This is a genomic window from Rhizobium sp. ZX09, assembly GCF_017357485.1.
GTDB lineage: Bacteria > Pseudomonadota > Alphaproteobacteria > Rhizobiales > Rhizobiaceae > Agrobacterium > Agrobacterium pusense.
On the sequence record NZ_CP031363.1, the window covers coordinates 2165141 to 2186064 of the forward strand.

At 60.1% G+C, this 20924-nt stretch carries 20 protein-coding genes; 9 read left to right on the forward strand and 11 right to left on the reverse strand.

All coding sequences use genetic code 11. The annotated features are described in order from the left end of the window. Window positions 1-185 precede the first annotated feature (185 nt). Both urtA and BTN45_RS10835 read right to left on the reverse strand, forming a co-directional pair. On the reverse strand, window positions 186-1475 hold the full coding sequence (urtA, locus tag BTN45_RS10830; protein WP_004443324.1) for an urea ABC transporter substrate-binding protein: 1290 nt from the start codon (window positions 1473-1475) through the stop codon (window positions 186-188). Window positions 1476-1709: 234 nt separating this feature from the next. Continuing rightward, the gene (locus BTN45_RS10835) at window positions 1710-1916 is read right to left on the reverse strand and encodes a DUF2735 domain-containing protein (RefSeq protein ID WP_006700348.1); all 207 of its coding nucleotides are present in this window, start codon (window positions 1914-1916) and stop codon (window positions 1710-1712) included. A gap of 481 nt (window positions 1917-2397) precedes the next feature. On the opposite strand from BTN45_RS10835, the gene BTN45_RS10840 reads away from it, so the two are divergent. From BTN45_RS10840 to BTN45_RS10860, 5 genes are all read left to right on the forward strand, one after another. Then, window positions 2398-3432 carry a glutamine synthetase beta-grasp domain-containing protein gene (locus BTN45_RS10840; protein WP_006700347.1) on the forward strand — a complete coding sequence of 345 codons (1035 nt, stop codon included), beginning with the start codon at window positions 2398-2400 and terminating at the stop codon, window positions 3430-3432. Between the two features lie 220 nt (window positions 3433-3652). Beyond that, entirely contained in the window at window positions 3653-4423 is a 771-nt protein-coding gene (locus BTN45_RS10845) for an SDR family oxidoreductase (protein WP_207587697.1), read from the forward strand. A gap of 31 nt (window positions 4424-4454) precedes the next feature. After that, window positions 4455-7850, forward strand: coding sequence for an ATP-binding protein (locus tag BTN45_RS10850; protein WP_207587699.1), 3396 nt, complete (start codon window positions 4455-4457; stop codon window positions 7848-7850). Continuing rightward, entirely contained in the window at window positions 7847-8773 is a 927-nt protein-coding gene (locus tag BTN45_RS10855) for a response regulator (RefSeq protein ID WP_004443339.1), read from the forward strand. Before BTN45_RS10850 ends, BTN45_RS10855 begins: the two co-directional genes overlap by 4 nt. Window positions 8774-9051: 278 nt before the next feature. Then, a complete protein-coding gene (locus BTN45_RS10860; RefSeq protein WP_022556814.1) occupies window positions 9052-9639 on the forward strand; it encodes an AAA family ATPase in 588 nt (195 codons plus the stop codon). On the opposite strand, the gene BTN45_RS10865 is transcribed toward BTN45_RS10860, so the two are convergent. The 7 genes from BTN45_RS10865 to BTN45_RS10895 all read right to left on the reverse strand — a co-directional run bounded on the left by BTN45_RS10865 (window position 9588) and on the right by BTN45_RS10895 (window position 16113). Beyond that, the gene (locus tag BTN45_RS10865; RefSeq protein ID WP_207587715.1) at window positions 9588-10304 is read right to left on the reverse strand and encodes a polysaccharide deacetylase family protein; all 717 of its coding nucleotides are present in this window, start codon (window positions 10302-10304) and stop codon (window positions 9588-9590) included. The genes BTN45_RS10860 and BTN45_RS10865 overlap by 52 nt on opposite strands. Before the next feature lie 125 nt (window positions 10305-10429). Then, window positions 10430-11548 (reverse strand): branched-chain amino acid ABC transporter substrate-binding protein, encoded by a 1119-nt coding sequence (locus BTN45_RS10870; RefSeq protein WP_004443345.1) that lies wholly within the window; start codon window positions 11546-11548, stop codon window positions 10430-10432. A gap of 119 nt (window positions 11549-11667) precedes the next feature. Beyond that, window positions 11668-12021: a DUF6867 family protein gene (locus BTN45_RS10875; RefSeq protein ID WP_004443347.1), complete on the reverse strand. Its 354-nt coding sequence runs from the start codon at window positions 12019-12021 to the stop codon at window positions 11668-11670. A gap of 181 nt (window positions 12022-12202) precedes the next feature. Then, window positions 12203-12931 carry an ABC transporter ATP-binding protein gene (locus tag BTN45_RS10880; protein ID WP_004443349.1) on the reverse strand — a complete coding sequence of 243 codons (729 nt, stop codon included), beginning with the start codon at window positions 12929-12931 and terminating at the stop codon, window positions 12203-12205. Further along, complete coding sequence (locus BTN45_RS10885) at window positions 12931-13809, reverse strand: ABC transporter ATP-binding protein (RefSeq protein ID WP_034498713.1); 879 nt, start codon at window positions 13807-13809, stop codon at window positions 12931-12933. Before BTN45_RS10885 ends, BTN45_RS10880 begins: the two co-directional genes overlap by 1 nt. Continuing rightward, entirely contained in the window at window positions 13809-15206 is a 1398-nt protein-coding gene (gene livM / locus BTN45_RS10890) for a high-affinity branched-chain amino acid ABC transporter permease LivM (protein WP_006700342.1), read from the reverse strand. The genes BTN45_RS10885 and livM overlap by 1 nt, the downstream gene beginning before the upstream one ends. Window positions 15207-15210: 4 nt before the next feature. Beyond that, on the reverse strand, window positions 15211-16113 hold the full coding sequence (locus BTN45_RS10895) for a branched-chain amino acid ABC transporter permease (protein ID WP_004443357.1): 903 nt from the start codon (window positions 16111-16113) through the stop codon (window positions 15211-15213). A 335-nt stretch (window positions 16114-16448) separates the two neighbouring features. On the opposite strand from BTN45_RS10895, the gene cysQ reads away from it, so the two are divergent. The 4 genes from cysQ to BTN45_RS10915 all read left to right on the forward strand — a co-directional run bounded on the left by cysQ (window position 16449) and on the right by BTN45_RS10915 (window position 19592). Then, window positions 16449-17237 (forward strand): 3'(2'),5'-bisphosphate nucleotidase CysQ, encoded by a 789-nt coding sequence (cysQ, locus tag BTN45_RS10900; RefSeq protein WP_207587717.1) that lies wholly within the window; start codon window positions 16449-16451, stop codon window positions 17235-17237. Between the two features lie 337 nt (window positions 17238-17574). Next, a complete protein-coding gene (locus tag BTN45_RS10905; protein ID WP_207587719.1) occupies window positions 17575-18615 on the forward strand; it encodes a DUF2793 domain-containing protein in 1041 nt (346 codons plus the stop codon). 191 nt (window positions 18616-18806) lie between these two features. Next, window positions 18807-19082, forward strand: a complete 276-nt coding sequence (locus tag BTN45_RS10910) for a DUF1153 domain-containing protein (RefSeq protein WP_003491799.1) — start codon at window positions 18807-18809, stop codon at window positions 19080-19082. A 228-nt stretch (window positions 19083-19310) separates the two neighbouring features. Next, complete coding sequence (locus tag BTN45_RS10915) at window positions 19311-19592, forward strand: GNAT family N-acetyltransferase (protein WP_004443362.1); 282 nt, start codon at window positions 19311-19313, stop codon at window positions 19590-19592. 237 nt (window positions 19593-19829) lie between these two features. On the opposite strand, the gene BTN45_RS10920 is transcribed toward BTN45_RS10915, so the two are convergent. Both BTN45_RS10920 and BTN45_RS10925 read right to left on the reverse strand, forming a co-directional pair. After that, on the reverse strand, window positions 19830-20033 hold the full coding sequence (locus BTN45_RS10920; RefSeq protein WP_004443364.1) for a DUF1059 domain-containing protein: 204 nt from the start codon (window positions 20031-20033) through the stop codon (window positions 19830-19832). A 282-nt stretch (window positions 20034-20315) separates the two neighbouring features. Then, window positions 20316-20666, reverse strand: coding sequence for a flagellar export protein FliJ (locus BTN45_RS10925; protein ID WP_003491821.1), 351 nt, complete (start codon window positions 20664-20666; stop codon window positions 20316-20318). Window positions 20667-20924: the final 258 nt, after the last annotated feature.

The window sequence follows — 20924 nt, forward strand, 5'->3', positions numbered from 1 at the left end:
AGGGGGGAGATCGATCTGCGGCAAGGTCTCGGCCATCTCAACGTTTGAGAATGAAGTGGCGAAACAGCGCCTTGCTGATCTCCCCCTTGAGGGGGAGATGTCCGGCAGGACAGAGGGGGGTAATCCTTGCTCAGTTTCCAAATAGGCCCGCCCCCACCAAAGAGGGCGGCACCCAACTCCACCAATCAGCTACCCTTGCCGCCACACTTGCCGGTCGCCACGTTGAAGTTGCCGCAGGACATCGGCTTCCTCCAATCCGAGATCAGATCCTTCGAGTCCGGCAGGTAATCCGACCATTCGTCACCCACCACCTGCGGCGTCTGCTGCACGATTTCGAACTGGCCGTCAGCCTGGATTTCACCGATCAGCACCGGCTTGGTGATGTGGTGGTTCGGCATGACGGTGGAGTAACCGCCAGAGAGGTTCGGCACGGAAACGCCGATGATCGAGTCGAGAACCTTGTCCGTATCGGTCGTGCCGGCGGATTCCACGGCCTTAACCCAGGCGTTGAAACCGATATAGGCGGCTTCCATCGGGTCGTTGGTCACGCGCTTGTCGTTCTTGGTGAAGGCATGCCAGGTCTTGATGAACTCGGCATTGACTGGCGCATCGACGGACTGGAAGTAGTTCCAGGCGGCAAGGTGGCCGACCAGCGGCGCAGTATCGAGACCGGCGAGCTCTTCTTCACCCACCGAGAAGGCGACGACCGGAATGTCTTCGGCCTTGATGCCCTGGTTGGCCAGTTCCTTGTAGAAGGGCACGTTGGCGTCACCATTGATCGTGGAAACAACGGCGGTCTTCTTGCCGGCCGAGCCGAATTTCTTGATGTCGGACACGATCGTCTGCCAGTCGGAATGACCGAACGGCGTGTAGTTGATCATGATGTCCTCTTCCTTGACGCCCTTCGACATCAGGTAGGCCTTCAGGATCTTGTTGGTGGTCTGCGGATAGACATAGTCCGTGCCGGCCAGAACCCAGCGCTCGACGCCTTCGGTATTGGCGAGGTAATCGACGGCCGGAATGGCCTGCTGGTTGGGGGCGGCACCCGTGTAGAAGATGTTGCGCGAGGATTCTTCACCCTCATACTGAACCGGGTAGAACAGGATCGAGTTCAGCTCTTCGAAAACAGGCAGAACGGATTTGCGCGAGGAGGACGTCCAGCAGCCGAAAACGGCGGCGACCTTGTCCTGCGAAATCAACTGGCGGGCCTTTTCGGCGAAAAGCGGCCAGTCGGAGGCCGGATCGACCACGACGGCTTCGAGCTTCTTGCCGAGCACGCCGCCCTTCTTGTTCTGCTCATCGATGAGCATCAGCATGGCGTCTTTCAGCGTGGTTTCTGAAATGGCCATCGTACCGGAAAGAGAATGCAGCACACCGACCTTGATCGTGTCATCGGCAGCAAAGGCGCCGTGGAAGGCGGTGGTGGACAGGATTGCGCCAAGCAGCGCGGCACTGAGCGTCTTGCGGAACATCATCGGAAGGACCCCTCTCCTTGTTGGCCTCTCGTGGAGGCTCAGCGGCATCTTCGGCCGCTGCTGGAGGGACTATCGATCTCGTAAGCGCGAAACCGTATACGTCAATTGACGTAGGCGGGGTGGCGAAAGGTGCAGGAGACGGAACTACCGGACAGAGCGGCCTATGTAGACCGAGAGGTCTCGGCTTGTTTCTTCTCCCCGCCGGGGAGAAGAAAGGCGCGGCAACGTTTCACATCAAGAATGCGGCTTGCGGTCGCTCTCTTCGTCCCGGATCGCCTCGTCATGATACCAGGAGCCGAAATCCACATGCGGCTCTCTCGCCTCGCGTTCGAGGTCGCTCAAGCCATTAGTGCGGAACTTGGAGACGCCAGCGCGCCCGCCAACAGGGAATTGGTAGATCGTTGCCGTCTCACGATGAAAGCCAGTCGCCATTTCGGTCATCTCACTCTGTTTGCATCGAAGCACTTGGTCATGGAATCAAACCCGTGAAAGCCGGATTCGCTCCCTTTGATTAAAAAAAAATCACGTTGCGGAAAATATAGGCATAGACAGTGGTTTCGACAAGAAAAACCATTCCGAAAGCGCTGGTTTTTAGGGCAAATGCCAATCCCTCGCGCGCAATTGAATTTCCCGCATCGCAGCATCGCACGGGACTGCCGGGCGCCAGCTATCTATCAGGATTCAATGATGAAACTTGAGGGGTGATTTACCCTGCTGCGTCGCAACAGAAGCCCGTTTGCAGGAAATCCAGAGGCCCTGCGCCAACGGCCCCTGAAAGATTTTTCGAAAAAATCGCCGGATATCGCGAATCTGGCACGCGGCATGCATCTAAGGGGTCAGCCCTTGAACGCGAATGCGCTTCCGGTGGTGAAAGCCGCGGGAGGCCTCAAGGCTTCGCATTGTTACCTATGAGAGGTTCGTAATGACTAAGTTCAAACTCGAGTACATCTGGCTGGACGGATACAAGCCGGTCCCCAACCTGCGCGGCAAGACCCAGATCAAGGAATTCGATGAATTTCCGACACTCGAGCAGCTGCCGCTTTGGGGCTTTGATGGCTCCTCCACGCAGCAGGCCGAAGGCCACTCCTCCGATTGCGTGCTGAAGCCCGTCGCGATCTACCCGGATCCGGCCCGCTCCAACGGTGCGCTCGTCATGTGCGAAGTCATGATGCCCGATGGCGTCACCCCGCATCCGTCGAACAGCCGCGCAACCATCCTCGACGACGAAGATGCATGGTTCGGCTTCGAGCAGGAATACTTCTTCTACCAGGACGGCCGCCCGCTCGGCTTCCCGGAACAGGGCTACCCCGCTCCGCAGGGTCCTTATTACACGGGCGTCGGCTTCAAGAACGTCGGTTCGGTTGCCCGCGAAATCGTTGAAGAGCACCTTGATCTCTGCCTCGAAGCCGGCATCAACCACGAAGGCATCAACGCCGAAGTGGCCAAGGGCCAGTGGGAATTCCAGATTTTCGGCAAGGGCTCCAAGCGCGCCGCCGACCAGATCTGGATCGCTCGTTACCTGCTGCTGCGTCTTTGCGAACAGTATGGCATCGACGTCGAATTCCATTGCAAGCCGCTCGGCGACACCGACTGGAACGGTTCGGGCATGCACTGCAACTTCTCCACCAAGTACATGCGTGAAGTTGGCGGCAAGGAATATTTCGAAGCCCTCATGGCCGCTTTTGCCAAGAACTGGAAAGAGCACATCGACGTATACGGTCCGGACAACCATCTGCGCCTGACCGGCAAGCACGAAACCGCTCCGTGGAACAAGTTCTCCTACGGCGTGGCAGACCGTGGCGCGTCGATCCGCGTTCCGCACTCCTTCGTCAACAACGGTTACAAGGGTTACCTTGAAGACCGTCGTCCGAACTCGCAGGGCTGCCCCTACCAGATCGCTTCCGTCGTTCTGAAGACGATCGCGGAAGTGCCGCTCGCAAAGTCGGCTGCTGCCTGATATCGAATTGATGGCGTCGCCCGAACCGGGCGACGCCATTTTTCTGTCCAAACGGCCAGGCGGACAGGTGACCTTTCGCCCGTCGCCATATGCGGCATAGTCATCCCGGCGCAGGCATCTGCGTGGTTTTGAGCGATGGCATCGCCGCTTCCTTGACCCGGACAGGGTTCGCCCCGGTACCTCAAAGCAGGCCATGTGCTTTCGAGCAGAAAGGTGAACGATGGGCATTCTCGACAAATTTTCCCTCAAGAACCGCACCGCCATCATCACCGGCAGCGGCCGCGGCCTCGGTTTTGAAATCGCCAAAGCCTTTGCCGAAGCTGGCGCCCATGTCTGGCTGACCGGCCGCAATGCCGAGACGTTGCAACAGGCGGTCGACACGTTGCGCGAAGCGGGCGGAAAGGCGGATTATGCCGCCTTCGATATTGCCGATACCAGAGCCGGGGCGGCGCTGGTCCACCGCATCATGAGCGAACTCGGCCACCTCGATATTCTCGTCAACAATGTCGGCGCGCGCGACCGCCGCCCGCTGTCCGAGTTCAGCGATGAGGACGTGCTGGAATTGATCCGCACCGACCTCACCTCCTCCATTTCCCTGTCGCGCGATGCGGCGGAAGCCATGGCGGCAAAGACCTATGGCCGCATCATCACCATCACCTCCATTCTTGGCCACATCGTGCGGCCGGGCGATGCGATCTATCCTGTCGCCAAGCAGGGGCTGACGGGCCTGATGCGAGCCATCGCGGTGGAATATGGCGCGCGCGGCATCACCAGCAACGCGATTGCGCCGGGCATGTTCGCCACCGAAACCAACGCCGCCCTTGCCGAAAATCCTGAGATGGTGGCCTTTGCCAGGCTGCGCGTACCGCTGGAGCGCTGGGGCAGACCGGACGAGATTGCCGGTGCGGCCCTGTTTCTGGCCAGCGACGCGGCCTCCTTCGTCAACGGCCATGTGCTGACGGTGGATGGCGGCATGTCGGTGCGCCTGTGAAAGGCCGCGGGCGGAAAGGCGCTCAATAGGCATGGCGGCAAGGCAACGCATCATCCCCGTCAGGCGCGAATATAACCGCTGGGTCGCCAACCAGACGCTGGAAGATTATGCGCTGCGTTTCACCGCCAAGAGCGCCCGGCAATTTTCCTCCAACCGCATTTCCCACACCGCCATCGGCGCGATATCGTTCCTCGCCCTTGAGGCCATCGGCGGGGCCATCACGCTTTCCTACGGCACCACCAACGCTTTTTACGCCATCCTTGTCGCCGCCGTCGCCATGCTCGCCGTCGGCCTTCCGATCAGCCGTTATGCCATCCGCCACGGCGTCGATATCGATCTGCTGACACGCGGCGCAAGCTTCGGTTACATCGGCTCCACCATTACCTCGCTGATTTACGCCGCCTTCACCTTCATGCTCTTTGCCATCGAGGCGTCGATCATGTCCGGCGCGCTGGAACTGGCGCTCGGCATTCCGCTCTGGATCGGCTACATCATCTCCGCCGTCATGGTCATTCCGCTCGTCACCCATGGCGTGCGGCTTATCAGCCGTTTCCAGATCGTCACCCAGCCCTTCTGGATCGTCCTCAACATCCTGCCCTTCATCTTCATCGCCTTGATGGACTGGGAGAAATACGATCTCTGGCGCGCCTTTGCCGGCATTCACCATGCGTCCGGCCCGCCCGGCACCGTCGCGGATTTCAATCTCGTGGAATTCGGCGCAGCCTCGGCCGTCATTCTGGCTTTGATGTCGCAGATCGGCGAACAGGTGGACTTTCTCCGCTTCCTCCCCGCCGAAGGCCAAAGCCGCCTGCGCCACCGCCTCGCCGTCTTTCTGGCCGGTGCGGGCTGGGTTGTCGTCGGCGTACCGAAGCTCTTGGCCGGCTCGTTCCTTGTCGTGCTGACCTTCAGCTCCGGCGTTTCGGTCGACCGCGCCGCCGATCCTGCCCAAATGTATCTCACCGCCTTCGGTTATATGATCCCAAACCAGACGGCGGCAATGCTGCTGATGGTCGCCTTCGTGGTCGTCTCGCAGCTGAAGATCAACGTCATGAACGCCTATGCGGGGTCGCTCGCTTGGTCGAATTTTTTCTCCCGCCTCACCCACAGCCACCCCGGCCGCGTCGTCTGGCTGGTGTTCAATGTGGCCATTGCGCTGCTCTTGATGGAACTCGGCATCTACCGGCTGCTTGAGGAAACGCTCGGCATCTTCTCCATCATCGCCATGGCGTGGCTCTGCACCATCTCGGCCGATCTCTTCATCAACAAGCCGCTTGGCCTTGCCCCGCCGGGCATAGAGTTCAAGCGCGCCCATCTCTACGACATTAATCCCGTTGGCGTCGGCTCCATGGCGCTTTCCGCCACCATTGCGCTGATGGCGCATTTCGGCACCTTCGGCCCGCTCGCCGCCTCGCTCGCGCCCTATCTCACACTCATCGTCGCCTTCATCGCCTCGCCGCTGATTGCCTGGGGCACCAAAGGCAAATTCTACCTTGCCCGCAAGCCGCGCCAGCAATGGCGCACGGAAAGCAGTATCACCTGCTCCATCTGCGAGCACCCTTTCGAGCCTGAGGACATGGCCTGGTGCCCGGCCTATGCCGCGCCGATCTGTTCGCTCTGCTGCTCGCTGGACAGCCGCTGCCACGACATGTGCAAGCCGAAGGCGAAGCTGAACTATCAGGTCGCCACCGTCGCCAAGACCTTCCTGCCGAGACAGCTTGTGGCAAAACTCGCCACCCGCCTCGGGCGCTACGGCATGGCGGCGGCGATTGCCGTCACCACAATCGGTGGCATTCTGGCCATGATCGCGCATCAGGTCGGCACCGCCTCGCCGGAAACGGCAGATGTGGTAAACCGCACCATCCTCATCGTGTTTTTCGTCTTCGCCGTCATCGCCGGCATCGTCTGCTGGTTTCTGGTTCTCGCCCATGACAGCCGAGTGGTGGCGGAAGAGGAATCCTCCCGCCAGAACACGCTGCTCTTGAAGGAAATCGCCGCCCATAAGAAGACCGACGCCGCCCTCCAGGATGCCAAGGAAACGGCTGAGGCCGCCAACCGCGCCAAGAGCCGTTATGTCGTCGGCCTCAGCCACGAGCTACGCACGCCGCTGAATGCCGTTCTCGGCTATGCCCAGATCCTCGAGCGCGACGAGACCATTCCCCCTCCCCGGCAATCGGCGATCAAGGTCATCCGCCGCTCCGCCGACCACCTCTCGGGTCTGATCGATGGGCTTCTCGATATTTCCAAGATCGAGGCGGGCCGCCTGCAGGTCTATTCCAACGAGATCAACATTCAGGATTTCCTCGATCAGATCGTCGATATGTTCCGCCCGCAGGCGCAGGCCAAGGGGCTGGAATTCCGCCACGACCGCTCGCCGGCTCTGCCGCAATATGTGCGAACCGATGAAAAGCGGCTGCGCCAGATCCTCGTGAACCTGCTTTCCAACGCCATCAAGTTCACCGATCATGGCGCCGTCACCTTCGATGTCGGTTATCGCAGCCAGGTGGCGAGCTTCACCGTGTCGGATACCGGCCGCGGCATTGCCGAAAAAGACCTCGCCCGCATCTACGAACCCTTCCAGCGTGGCGAGGCCGAAAGCGTGCGCCCGATGCCAGGCCTCGGCCTCGGCCTCACCATCACAAGGCTTCTGACAAATACGCTCGGCGGCGAGATTTCCGTTTCCAGCGAAAAGGACAAAGGCTCCACCTTCCGCGTGCGCCTCATGCTATCCGCCGTGCACCGGCCAAGCACGGCGCCGGCGCAGGAAAAGACCATCCGCTCCTATTCCGGTCCACGCCGCACCATCGTTGTGGTCGATGACAACGAGGATCATCGCGAGCTGATGCGGCAGGTGCTCTCGCCTCTCGATTTCGTGGTGCTGACCGCCCAAAGTGGCCCGGAATGCCTCACACTCATCGAAGGCGTGAAGCCAGACCTTTTCCTCATCGATATTTCCATGCCCGGCATGACCGGCTGGCAGCTGGTGACGAAGCTGCGCGAGGCGGGGCAGACTGCGCCGCTCATCATGCTCTCGGCCAATATTGGCGATGGTGCGATCGCGGGTGCCGGCGACGACAACCACAACGACGCCATCGCCAAGCCGGTCGATATCCGCCACCTCTGCGACAGGCTCGCCGTGCATCTCGGGCTGAAATGGATTTACGATACCGATCTGCCCCCCGCGCCGGAGCCGCAGCCGCCTGCCGAGATCGTCCATCCGGGCGCCATTCACATCCAGGATTTGCAGCGGCTGGGCGAAATAGGCTACATACGCGGCATCGAAGCGAAACTCGCCGATCTTGCCCGTAACACGGAAAACCTGCCCTTCACGCAGGAGCTCGGCGCCTATGTGCAGGCTTTCGATCTGGCCGGTTACGCGCATTTTCTCAAGCGGTTCGAAGACAGTGACAGGGGAGACCTCAAGGCATGAGCGCTCAGGCGGCGGCCCCGAGAGACATCGTATTGCTGGTGGATGACAGCCCGGAAGCGCTGGGATTCCTGACCGACGCGCTCGAACAGTCCGGCTTTTCCGCCCTCATCGCCACATCGGGACAGGCCGCGCTCAACATTGCCGAACGCATCACGCCCGATATCATCCTGCTTGACGCCGTCATGCCCACCATGGACGGTTTCGAAACCTGCCGCCGCCTGAAGGCCAATGCGGCGGTAGCGCAGGTGCCCGTCATTTTCATGACGGGACTGACCGAGACCGAACATGTGGTGCGGGCGCTGGACTCCGGCGGCGTCGATTATCTGACCAAGCCGATCAATATCGATGAGCTGCGCGCCCGCATCCGCGTGCATCTTTCCAATGCCCGTTCCGCGCAAAGCGCGCGCGTGGCGCTTGACGCCGCCGGCCGACACCTGCTTGCCGTGCGCGCCAATGGAGCCATCCACTGGTCAACACCCCAGGCAACGCGGCTTGTCAACGCTGCGACCGGCCGGGATGATGGCATGGAAATCGTCGTCAGCCATATCGGCCGCTGGCTTGGCGAAAGGGCGGCGTCGGAAACCGGTCGCGATGCACCGCTGACGATCACCCAGGCCGGACGCCCGGCCTTGCAGCTCTCCTTCCTCGGCGCGATGGGCCCGGATGAGCATCTGTTTCGCCTGACCGCCGCCAACGAAAAGTCGGATGACCACCTTCTGAAAGAGCATTTCGCGCTGACGACGCGGGAGTCGGAAGTGCTTTTGTGGATCGCCAAGGGCAAGTCCAACCGCGATATCGGCGATATTCTCGGCCTGTCCGCCCGGACGGTGAACAAGCATCTCGAACAGATCTACGTGAAGCTCGGCGTGGAGAACCGCGCCTCTGCCGCGGTCAAGGCGGCGCATATTCTGCATCAGGGGTGACGACTCGCCAAATTATGGTAGGCTCTTCCGACACATTCTCGCTCAAATACGCAAATTCTGCTTGTTGAACGAGCGGTAGCCCCTTGTTTCTTCTCCCCGCCGGGGAGAAGTCCGCGGCAGCGGGATGAGGGGGCGAGGGTAGCGATAAGACCGAGAGCTTGCCCCCTCATCCGGCCCTTCGGGCCACCTTCTCCCCGGCGGGGAGAAGAAACGCGCGGCACCCTCTCCCAGAAAATCACCACCCCCTGCCCTGAACCCCAATACAGGAACGCACCCCCATGAACCGTTTCATCATCCTCTCCGGTTGCTCCGGCGGCGGAAAATCCACACTTCTCGCCGAGCTCGCCCGGCGCGGTTTCGCCACCGTGGAGGAACCGGGCCGCCGCATCGTCATCGAAGAAACCCGCGATGGCGGCAACGCTCTGCCGTGGATAGACCTCGAAGCCTTTGCGCGCCGCGCCATCGCTGTGGCGCTTGAAGACCGTCAGCATGCGCCAGAGCACGACACCGTCTTCTTCGATCGCGGCCTGATCGACGCCGCCTCGGCTCTACGCGAGGTCAGCGGTGACCCCGTCATCGAAACGCTGCAACGCGAACATCGCTATAACAGGCTGGTCTTCCTTACCCCGCCCTGGCCGGAAATCTATCGGGCAGACGCGGAGCGGCGGCATGATTTTGCCGCGGCCGTGGCAGAATACGACCGCCTCGTCAGGGATTATCAAGCTCTCGACTATGAAACCGTCGTCCTTCCGAAATCAGGCGTCGAAGAGCGTGCCGACTTCATTTTGGAGCGGCTGGACGGAGCGCAGCTGTCTCAGCGATTTTCCAGCAGCTGCGACACGGTCACGAACTCGAACCCGCGCTGACGCAGTCCATCGATGATCAGCGGCAAGGCCTGCCGTGAAGTCTCGCGGCTGCGATACATGACATGCATGATGATGATCGAGCCGTTTTCCGTGTGCTCGATAACGTGCTTCGCAAGAGCCGCTGCATCCTCGGCGATATCTGGATAGGATTCCGGCTCAACATCCCACATGATTGTTTTCCGGTCATGCCGGTATAGATACCATGGCAAGCCGAGCAGCTTCTTGCCATAGGGCGGGCGGAACATGATCTCACCTTTATGACCCGCAGTCCGAATGGCCGCATCGGTGCGCTCGATCTCGTCCCTGATCCGCGCGGACCCCATCAAGGCCATGTTGGAATGCGTATAGCTGTGGTTTCCAACCTGATGGCCATCGCTGACGATCATGCGGGCCTGCGGCAGGTTTTCTTCAGTTTCCTTGCCCGTCAGGAAAAAGGTCGCTTTGATCCCGTGTTCCCTCAGGATCGCCAGGACCTCAGGCGTGAAACGCACCGAGGGCCCGTCGTCAAACGTCAGGGCCACCACCGACTTCGGCGTCTCGACCCTCGGAATGATATCCCCGAACAATTGCGTCGTCCGGGATTTGCTGAAGAGATGAACGCCACCGAGCACAACCGCCAGCATGGCAAGACCAAGGATTGGAGACACCATCCGTTTCATCGCCATTGCCACCCCTCATTGCAGTTTTCGGGAGGTTTTGTCTCTCGCCTTATTGTCTCCAGTGTGGCTCCTGTCGCGCAAAAGAAAAGCCCGGCAGCGATGCCGGGCTTCGATAGGGGGCCGCAAAAGGCTTAGCTGCCCTGCTGGATGTAGGTGAACTTGCCGTCCGGACCCTTTTTCCACTCGTACATGACATAGCCAGGAAGCTTCGGGTCACCCTTCTCGTCGAAGGAGATCTCGCCGAGCGCCGTCGGGAAGCTACCCTTCTTCAGCGCTTCGGCAACCTTTTCAGGCTCCACGGAACCGGCTGCCTTGGCAGCGCCGGCGATCGCCTGCAGGGCTGCATAGGAGTAGAGCGTATAGGCTTCCGGGTTGAAACCGGCGGCCTTGAACTTCTCTACCAGTTCCTTGTTTTCAGGGCGCAGTGTCGGATCAGGACCGAAGGTGTTGAGCGTGCCTTCGACGGCGTCGCCGGCGATGGAAGCCAGTTCGTTCGATACGATACCGTCGCCCGAGACGAGCTTGGCCTTCAGGCCCTGGTCAGCCGCCTGGCGGATGATGAGGCCGGCTTCGGTGTGCAGGCCGCCCCAGTAGATGATGGAAACGCCGGCTTCCTTCATCTTGGAGATCAGCGCCGAGAAGTCCTTGTCGCCGACATTCACGCCTTCGTACATGGCTTCCTTCACGCCGGCGGCATTGGCTGCCTTCTTGGTTTCATCGGCAAGGCCCTGACCGTAAGGCGTCTTGTCGTGAATGATGGCGATCTTGGCGTCCTTGAAATGATCGGCAAGATACTTGCCGGCGATGCCGCCCTGCTGGTCGTCACGGCCGCAGGTGCGGAACGTGTTCCACAGACCGCGCTCGGTGAACACGGGGTTGGTCGCGGCAGGCGTGATTTCGAGAATGCCGTTTTCGGCGTAAACTTCGGACGCCGGAATGGAAACGCCGGAGTTGAAGTGACCGACAACGAATTTCACGCCGTCAGCGACGAATTTATTGGCGACCGAAATACCCTGCTTGGGGTCGGATACGTCGTCGCCCAGCACGATCTTGATCTGCTCGCCATTAATGCCGCCGGCGGCATTGATGTCTTTCGCAGCCTGTTCGGCACCCTTCTGGATCTGAGCGCCGAAAGCAGCGTTCGGGCCGGTCAGCGGTGCGCCGACGGCGATCACGACATCGGCCCAGGCCGAACCGCCAAACGCGACCATGGCGGTCAGCGCGACAGCGGAAAGAAGAGACTTCTTCATTACTTTACTCCCAGTTCCTTTGGATGGGTTGTTTGCGAGGACCTGTTCAGTACCCACCTTAACCGAACAGGAAACGTTCCACTCTGCCGAGTATTAGTGACCCCGGAAAATACCGGCTGTCAATTTTTCTTTTTATAGGAAAATGCCGACGTGCGGTCGTAGAGCCAATAGTAATTATTGACCATCTGGCTCGTCCGGCGCATGCGGAAACCGATGCTGGAAAAAACCAGAAGAAGAACGACGTCAAACACGTAGTAGAAGCCGTTGATGAACGGCCCATCGAACAGCGCGTGATGCAAAAACCGCATCACCACGCCGAGCGCGAGCGTGTAGATCACCACCCGCGTATAACCACCCCAGCCGTCGGCAACGGATTTGCCGGTGCGCCAAGCCGTCCAGAAACCCAGAAGAACAACCAACGCGCGCAGAACATACCGCACGCCGTTATCCGTCTCGAAAAAAAGGCCCTGCATCTCTTTCCCCATCAGTGCCGGGCTGAATACCCAGGCCCTGCCTTGTCTGTCGTCCCGTCGTTTGCCGCCGGGCATTTTATTGTTTACGCCCCGCCATGGATCCTTAAGGTTTTGACCAAAAGGACGACGGACCGCCGTTTGCAGTCTTGCGCCGCAAAATTTCCGGCGCAAGTAAAATCTTTCAGTGCCGTCCGCCTTCGAGATAGGCGGCGCGTACCTGCGGATCGGCGAGCAGTTCCTTGCCCGAACCGCTCATCGTCACCTTGCCGTTGACCATCACATAAGCGCGGTCGGAAAGCTTGAGCGCGGCGAAGGCGTTCTGCTCCACGAGGAAGACGGTCAGACCCTCTTCCTGATTGAGTTTCTTGATCGCCTCGAAAATGCCCTTGACGATCAGCGGAGCGAGACCCAGCGAAGGCTCGTCCAGCAGCAGGAGCTTCGGACGCGCCATCAGCGCGCGGCCGATGGAGAGCATCTGCTGCTCGCCGCCGGAAAGCGTGCCGCCGCGCTGGCTCTGACGCTCCTTCAGGCGCGGAAACATCACGAAGATCTTCTCGACGTCTTCCTTGAAATATTTCAGGTTATCGAGATTGGCACCCATCTGCAGGTTTTCCAGCACTGTCATGCGCGGGAAAATCCGGCGGCCTTCGGGCGATTGGGCGATGCGCTTGCGGGCGATCAGATGGGTCGGCAGCTGGGTAATGTCCTCGCCATCGAAGATCACCTGGCCGGCGCGCGCCTGCGGGCTGCCGCAGATGGTCATCATCAGCGTCGACTTGCCAGCGCCATTGGCGCCGATCAGGCTGACGATTTCGCCCCTCTTCACTTCGACATCGACACCGGCCAGAGCCCGGATATTGCCATAATAGGTTTCGACACCCTGGACTTTCAGAAGCGGTTCACCGGACATCAGGCCGCTCCTCCGTCGAGTTCTTCCGCAATCACGTCTTCCACTTCATCATCCTCGACACCCAGATAGGCGGCGATGACCTTCGGGTCGTTCTTCACATGGTCCGGCGTGCCGTCGGAAATCTTCTGACCGTATTCCAGAACCACCACGTGGTCGGAAATCTGCATCACCACGGACATGTCGTGCTCGATGAGGAGCAGCGACGTACCCTCGTCGCGGATGCCGCGCAGCAGCGTGTTGAGCGCCAGGGATTCCTTCGGATTGAGACCGGCGGCCGGCTCATCGAGGCAAAGCAGTTCCGGCCCCGTGCACATGGCGCGGGCGATTTCCAGGCGGCGCTGCGCGCCATAGGGCAGATCGCCCGCCGGATCGTCGGCGCGATCGATCAGATCGGCCTTTTCCAGCCAGTATTTGGCTTTTTCGATAGAAGCATCCACCGCCCGCCGGTATGCGGGCAGGCCGAGAAGGCCGAGGATCGTGTAACCCGAGGCCTTCATCAGCGCATTGTGCTGCGCCACCAGCAGGTTTTCCAGAACGGTCAGGCCCGAAAACAGGCGGATGTTCTGGAAGGTGCGCGCCACCTTTGCCTTCTTGGTGATTTCGAAATCCGGCAGGCGCTCGAGTAGATGCGTCTCGCCATCCTGCTGGCGCATGGTGATCATGCCCATGGTGGGCTTGTAGAAGCCGGTGATGCAGTTGAAGACCGTGGTCTTGCCCGCACCGTTCGGGCCGATCAACGCGGTGATCTCGCCGCGCTTCGCCTCGAAGGAGAAGTCGTTGATGGCCATAAGGCCGCCAAAGCGCATCGAGAGATGTTCGACCTTGAGGATCGTGTCGCCAGTGGTATTGGGTGTCATTGTTGTTGTTCCGGAAGCCATCAACCGTGACCTTCCTTGGTAAAGCTGCCGGAGACGGCCTTGCGTTCTTTAAGGAAAGCCGTGGGTTCACGCGAGCCGACGAAACCGCGCGGCTTGAACAGCATGACGATGACCATGGCAAGCCCGAACAGCAGCATACGATAGAGTTCCGGCGTGAAATCGGGCCCGAAGACATGCTTCAGGAACTCCATTTCGCGCAGAAGCTCGGTGCCGCCGACCATGACGAGCGCCGCAATGGCAATGCCGGTCAGCGAGCCCATGCCGCCGAGAACGACGATGGCGAGAATGACGGCGGATTCGAGGAACACGAAGCTTTCCGGCGAAACGAACCCCTGACGGGCGGCGAAGAAGGAACCTGCAAAACCGCCGAACATTGCGCCCGTTGCAAAAGCGGTGAGCTTGGTGATGACCGTATCGATGCCGAGCGAACGGCAGGCGATCTCGTCCTCACGCAGCGCTTCCCACGCCCGGCCGATGGGCATGCGGCGCAGGCGGATGGTGACATAGGCCGTCAGCATGCACAGCAGCAGAATCACGTAGAACAGGAAGATCTTGTAATAGGCCGAGGACATCGACAGGCCGAACGCCTTGGCGAAATTGTTCGGCGCGCCGACATCGAACGACCAGATGCCGAAGATCGACGCCTTGGCGATGCCGGAAATACCGAAAGTACCCTTGGTCACATCCGTCCAGTTGAGCAGCACGAGACGGATGATTTCACCGAAGGCGAGCGTGACGATTGCCAGATAGTCGCCGCGCAGGCGCAGCACCGGAAAGCCGAGGATGATGCCCCAGAAGCCTGCCAGAATGCCGGCAACGGGCAGCAGCACCCAAAACGACAGGCCGAACTGGCTGGAGAGCAGCGCATAAGAATAGGCGCCCACCGCATAAAAGGCGACGTAACCGAGATCGAGCAGGCCGGCAAGGCCGACGACGATGTTCAGACCCCAGGCCAGCATCACATAGATCAGGATCTGGATGCCGAAATTGTCGACGAATTTCAGCGAGCCCTGGAAACCGAAGAGCTGCACCGCGATAACGGGATAAAGCAGCAGCAGAACCAGCGCCAGCTTCAGAAAGTGCTTGTGGAAAAAGCCCTTTTCCTCGGAAATCTCCAGAACGCCGCTCTTGGCCTTGGCCAGCTTGCGACGATCCAGCGACGGCTTGATAAAGCCGACCATAAGGAAGCGGCCGATGGCGGCAACGGCGACGAAGATCGCCAGAAGGCCCCAGCGCGTGCCCCAGATCAGCTGGTTGTTGATGTCCTGATAGGTGACGATGCCGACATAAAGAATGAACATGCCGAACGAGATGACGCCCGCAATCAGGCCCTCCTTCACGGCTGTCGCCATCAGGCTGGGGCCGGAAGAGGTGTTTTCGGAAGCGATATTGGCCATGGGATCACACCTTCTCGACTTCCGGGCGACCAAGGATGCCGGTCGGCTTGAAGATCAGCACGAAAGCCAGGATGCCGAAAGCCGCGACATCCTTGTAGGCGATGGAGAAATAGGCCGACCACAGCGATTCGATCAGGCCGATCAGTAGGCCACCGAGAACAGCGCCCGGCAGCGAGCCGATGCCGCCCAGAACGGCTGCCGTAAATGCCTTGACGCCGGGAATGAAGCCGTCGCTGAAAGAGGCAACACCATAATACATCAGATACATGGTGCCGGCGACCGCGGCGAGTGCTGCACCCATGATGAAGGTGATGGAGATGGTCTTGTCGACATCAACGCCGAGCAGCGCCGCCATCTTGCGATCCTGTTCGGTGGCGCGCTGCGCCCGGCCGAGCGGGGTCTTGTTGACGATGTACCAGAAGGCGAAGAGCAGCACCGAGGTGACGACCATGATGATCAGCTGCTTCAGCGACACGGTGATGGCGCCGAAATGATAGCTTTCGGTCACCAGCGACGGGATCGGCTTATTGCGTGGACCCTGCGTGACCTGAATGAAGTTGGACAGCGCGATCGACATGCCGATGGCAGTGATCAGCGGCGCAAGACGGAAGGAGCCTCTGAGCGGGCGGTAGGCGACGCGTTCGATCACCCAGTTCCACAGGCCGGTCATCAGCATGGCGACGACCATCATCAGAAGCAGAAGAAGCGCCACCGGAATGCCGGCGACAAAGGATGTCACGATCAGGAAAACGATCAGCGCGGCGAAGCCGCCGAGCATGAAAATATCGCCATGGGCGAAGTTGATCATGCCGATGATGCCGTAAACCATCGTATAGCCGATAGCGATGAGGCCGTAGATCGATCCAAGAGTCAGCCCGTTTATGAGCTGCTGGATAAAATACTCCATGTCTTTCCCCCGGGCACGACCTCAAATGGGCCACGCCTCGTTATGTTAATTATAGGGGCGCCCTTGCAGGCAGACCCCCACCCTCAAAATGCATATCGTGTTCGTTAAAAATGTGAAGTCAAAAACGGGCGATCCTGCACAAAATTTGGAATTTCCACACCAGCTGCCGCTTTCCCGATCAGAAGAGCCATGATTTTGGCAGGAAGTGCTGAAAAAATGACGGTCGAATGCTTATTTTAGCATTGTCCGACGCCATTATTTGACGGGCAGCGGGCAAAGGAGTAGCGAAGATCGGAACGGCGATATCCCGCAGACGGGATTCAATTGGCAAAGAGATGATCGACATATTGACGAAAGCGGCGCTGGACGCCGGGCAGGCCATCATGGCGGTCCACCGTGCCGGCCCGCATGTGTCGTACAAGGATGACTGCTCGCCGGTGACGGAAGCCGATCAGCGTGCCGAAGCGATCATTCTTGCGGCCCTGGCCGCCCATTTTTCCGATATACCGGTGGTTGCCGAAGAGGCCGTGTCGAGTGGCATCCTTCCGGAAACCGGAGCGGAATTCTTTCTTGTCGATCCGCTGGATGGAACCAAGGAGTTCATTTCCGGCAAGGATGATTTCACCGTCAACATCGCGCTCATCCGCAACGGCGTTCCGGTGGCCGGTGTGGTTTACGCCCCCTGTCGCGGACAGGCGTGGACCGGCGAGGGCAACGCCGCCGAAAAACTCGCCATATCGGCCGAAGGCGTCATCCTGTCGCGCCACCCCATCCGGGCCCGCCAGCGCGGCGCTTCCCCCGTGGCGCTGATCAGCCGCTCGCACTGCACCGCACGAACGGAAGCCTTCGTGGCCGAACATGGACTGAAGGACTGTATTTCTGTCGGCTCGTCGCTGAAATTCTGCATGCTGGCGGAGGGTGCCGCCGATATCTACCCGCGCTTCAGCCGCACCATGATGTGGGACACGGCGGCGGGCGACGCCGTGCTGCGCGCCGCCGGCGGCCAGACGCTGGACTGCTCGGGCCTTCCACTAACCTATGCGGTGAAGGGCGATGGCGAGGATGCGCTGGCCAATCCGGATTTCATTGCCGAAGGGGCGATGGCGGTGGAACACGCGGGGTAACGGGCGCTCGGCTTTTGCTGCGGCTCTTGCGACGGGCGGCATTGGTGAGCTTCGGTGTGTGCGGCTTTACCCCCCTCTGCCCTACCGGGCATCTCCCCCTCAAGGGGGAGATCGACTCGCGAATAGGTCTCCCCCCATCTCAACGTTTGCGAATGAAGTGGCGGTAGCGCTTCCTGCCGATCTCCCCCTTGAGGGGGAGATGCCCGGCAGGGCAGAGGGGGGTAAAGCCACACACACCAAGGCCCCCCAAAAAATAATTCACCCCCGCTCATCCCCGCCCCACGCCACCACCTCACAATGCCCCCGCAACGAAACACCGCAGCGCGGAAGGCACATCATGACCGAACAGACGGCGAGACTTCAGCTTCCCTATATCCTCCCCTCGCAGGCGCAGAAACACGTCACCCACAACGAGGCGCTGCAACGGCTCGACGCGATCGTGCAGCTGGTCGTCAAGGCTGTGGTTGCCGCACCGCCCGAAAACGCCGCCGAGGGAGATTGTTTCCTCCTCTCCGCCGACGCTACCGGCGATTGGGCCGGCAAGGGCGGCAGGCTCGCCTTCCGGCAGGATGGCGCGTGGCTCTCGATCACACCGCAGCCCGGCTGGGCGGCATGGTTTTCGGCCGAAAGCAGATATCGCGTCCTGCGCGACGGCGGCTGGCGTGACCTGCCACTGCCGGCCACCGGTCGGCTGGAAAGCATGGGAATCGGCACGGAGGCCGACGCCGTCAACCGGCTCGTGCTCGCCTCCCCCGCCAGCCTTTTCACCCACGCGCAGGATGACGGCAGCCACCGCATGACGATCAACAAGGCGGGCCGGGCCGATACAGCCTCATTGCTGTTCCAGTCCGGCTGGAGCGGCCGCGCAGAGATGGGCCTGGCGGGGAATGACGGGTTTTCGATCAAGGCCAGCACGGACGGCGCCTCATGGCACACCGCCATAGTCTGCAGCGGCGATGGTCGCGTCTCGATGCCCAACCGCCCGCTCGCCGTCGCTGGCCTGCCGGCGGGCACGACGAAGCCGGCCAATGGCTCTGCCGCCGGTTTTTCCGTGCTCTCCCACGCTGAGGGCGGCTTTGCGCTCGGTGATGCGGTGAGTGGTGGTGGGCACGACCTGGTGGTGCCAGCGAAAGGCCTCTATCTGGCCATATTGACGCTTGCCGTGGTCTCGTCTTCCGGCCACCGGGTGACGCTGTTGATCAACGGCACGGCGGCCGATTTCGACATCGCGGGCAATGTGTCAGACTCAGGCGCGTCGCAGTCGGCAACCGCCTTCCTTCGCCTCGATGCCGGCGACCGCCTGCGGCTGCACCATGAGGGAACGGTGGAATTGACCCAGGGCAACGGCAAAACGTGCCTTTCGCTTGCGTGGATCTGATCTGGACAACCGATGAGAGAGAAAAATTGCGATTTTTGGAAAAATTTTTCCCCGACAAAATAAGGCGACTCGAACAAATCAGGCGAAACCGTTCAAATTCTTAATAAATTGTCACGAGCTGCTTAGGCAATTTTTAAAGGTACGGGGCTAAAGTTCCCGTCATATGGTCTTGAGTTTGTATAGAGTGTCCAATGACCGAAATGATACGCCCACGAGTTAAATATGTCATCGGCCCCGATGGCAGCCCTCTGACGATTGCGGATCTTCCGCCTGCCAATACCCGGCGCTGGGTCATTCGCAGAAAGGCAGAGGTTGTTGCCGCCGTGCGCGGTGGACTGTTGAGCCTCGAAGAGGCCTGCGAGCGTTATACGCTCACCGTTGAAGAATTCCTGTCCTGGCAGTCCTCGATTGCCGATCATGGCCTTGCCGGCCTGCGCACCACGCGCATTCAGCAATACCGCCACTGAGAAAGTGCGCCGGCGCGCCAAAGGCGCCCAACGCCGGATTTTCGAAACGCCCCGTCAGTTTATCGACGGGGCTTTCGGTTTGATTTCGGATTTTTCATTCAGAACCATGCCTGCTGACGGTGAGAGATTGTCACCGGTTTGTGTCCGCTGCGTTCGCTATCCCGCTGTTTCAATTCGGGCGCAAGCCGCTACAGTGGAGATACGAACAGCAATGGGAAGGCAGAGATAATGGATATCAAGACAACCGAAACCGGATCGCGCGGCGAATATCTCGCAACCGTCGACGGCCATACGGCGGAAATGACCTATTCCCGCACCTCCCCTTCCCTCATCATCATCGATCATACCGGCGTGCCCGATGCGCTTCGCGGCAAAGGCGTCGGCCAGGCACTTGCCGCCCACGCCATCGATGAAGCCCGCAAGGGCGGCTGGAAGATCATTCCGCTCTGCCCCTTCTTCAAGGCCCAGACCCTGCGCCATCCAGACTGGGCCGATGTTATCCAGGGCTAAGGGCGCTTTATCCTCTGTCTGAGGGCAGAAGTCGCAAGCGTCGCGGCATATTTCTTCTCCCCGCCGGGGAGAAGGTAGCCCGAAGGGTCGGATGAGGGGGAAACGCCAGTAATATGCGGAGAACTTGCCCCCTCGTCCCGCTGCCGCGAACTTCTCCCCGGCGGGGAGAAGAAAAAAGCGGCTTACGCTTAATCCCTCACAGCCGTTCCAAATATCGCGTCATTTCATAAATGCGTGTCACGCCACCTTCAACGGTGGGGTCCCGGCATGCATGCTCCGGCGGACCTCTTCCCGGAATTCGAGCGTATCCTTTGCGCCGTGCACGGCCACGGCATGCTGCACGGCCGCCTCCATCAGCTCCTCCTGGGAATCGGCCGAAATGGCAACGGTGCATCTGCTGTCACTGGGAAATTCACGGCAATCGATATATTGGCGGGCCATTTTTTCCTCCCTGCAATGGCCGCCCGCACCCGCACGGGTGCGTGCGCGTAAAAGCCTCCGGCTCACGGTCGGAACCCCTGTAAAATACGCCTTTCCGCATGTCCGGACAATCGAAATCGGGGCGGCCGCCCCATCGTGGCGCGATGGCGAAGCAGCAAGACAAAAGGCCGCCCTGATGGAGCGGCCTTTCGAAAAAAGCATGTCGTCCCGTCATTGAAAGCCGCCTCCTGATCCACCGGCAGCCGTCAATGAGGACGAGGTTCGTCAGTTCTGCGCCACCTGTCAGGCGCGGGCGCGGATGGCTCCGTCGCGGTTTTCCAGTGCGGCGGCCTTTTCATATTCGGCCTGCACCTCTTCCAGCGATGCCTCGGCGGCCTCCTGCTGGGCCTTCAGTTCCCGGATGGAAACCTGAAGATTATCCGCCCGCTGGCGCGCGGCCTTGGCGAAGGTCGGATAGGCGAAATGCGTCGGATCGGTAATGCCCGACTTGCTCTCTTCCAGAGATATCTGATGCACCAGTTCCTTTGCCATCCGCTCGAATTCGGACATCATCTGCTGCAGCTGGTTAAGCTGCCTGCGTTTTTCATTAACCTGAAATTCCTTCAGGCGAACCAGGCTGTCACGCGACTTCATACGCAATACTCCATGGATAGCGAGACCCGGATCAAAAAGGGCACTATGCCCCTTCGACCGGCCCGTTTAACCCGCCCTTTCAACCGGCCGGGTTAACCCGTTGTGCCGGAATGATTCCCGAAAGTTACCCGGCGTTAATAAAAAACCGCCGCCGTTAACCTTTCGTTTACGGGCATCGTTAATGATAAACACGATCATTTAAGGGTCGGTAAATGCCAGGTCCAAAAAAATGGGCCAGACGATGTAAGAGTCGATTGA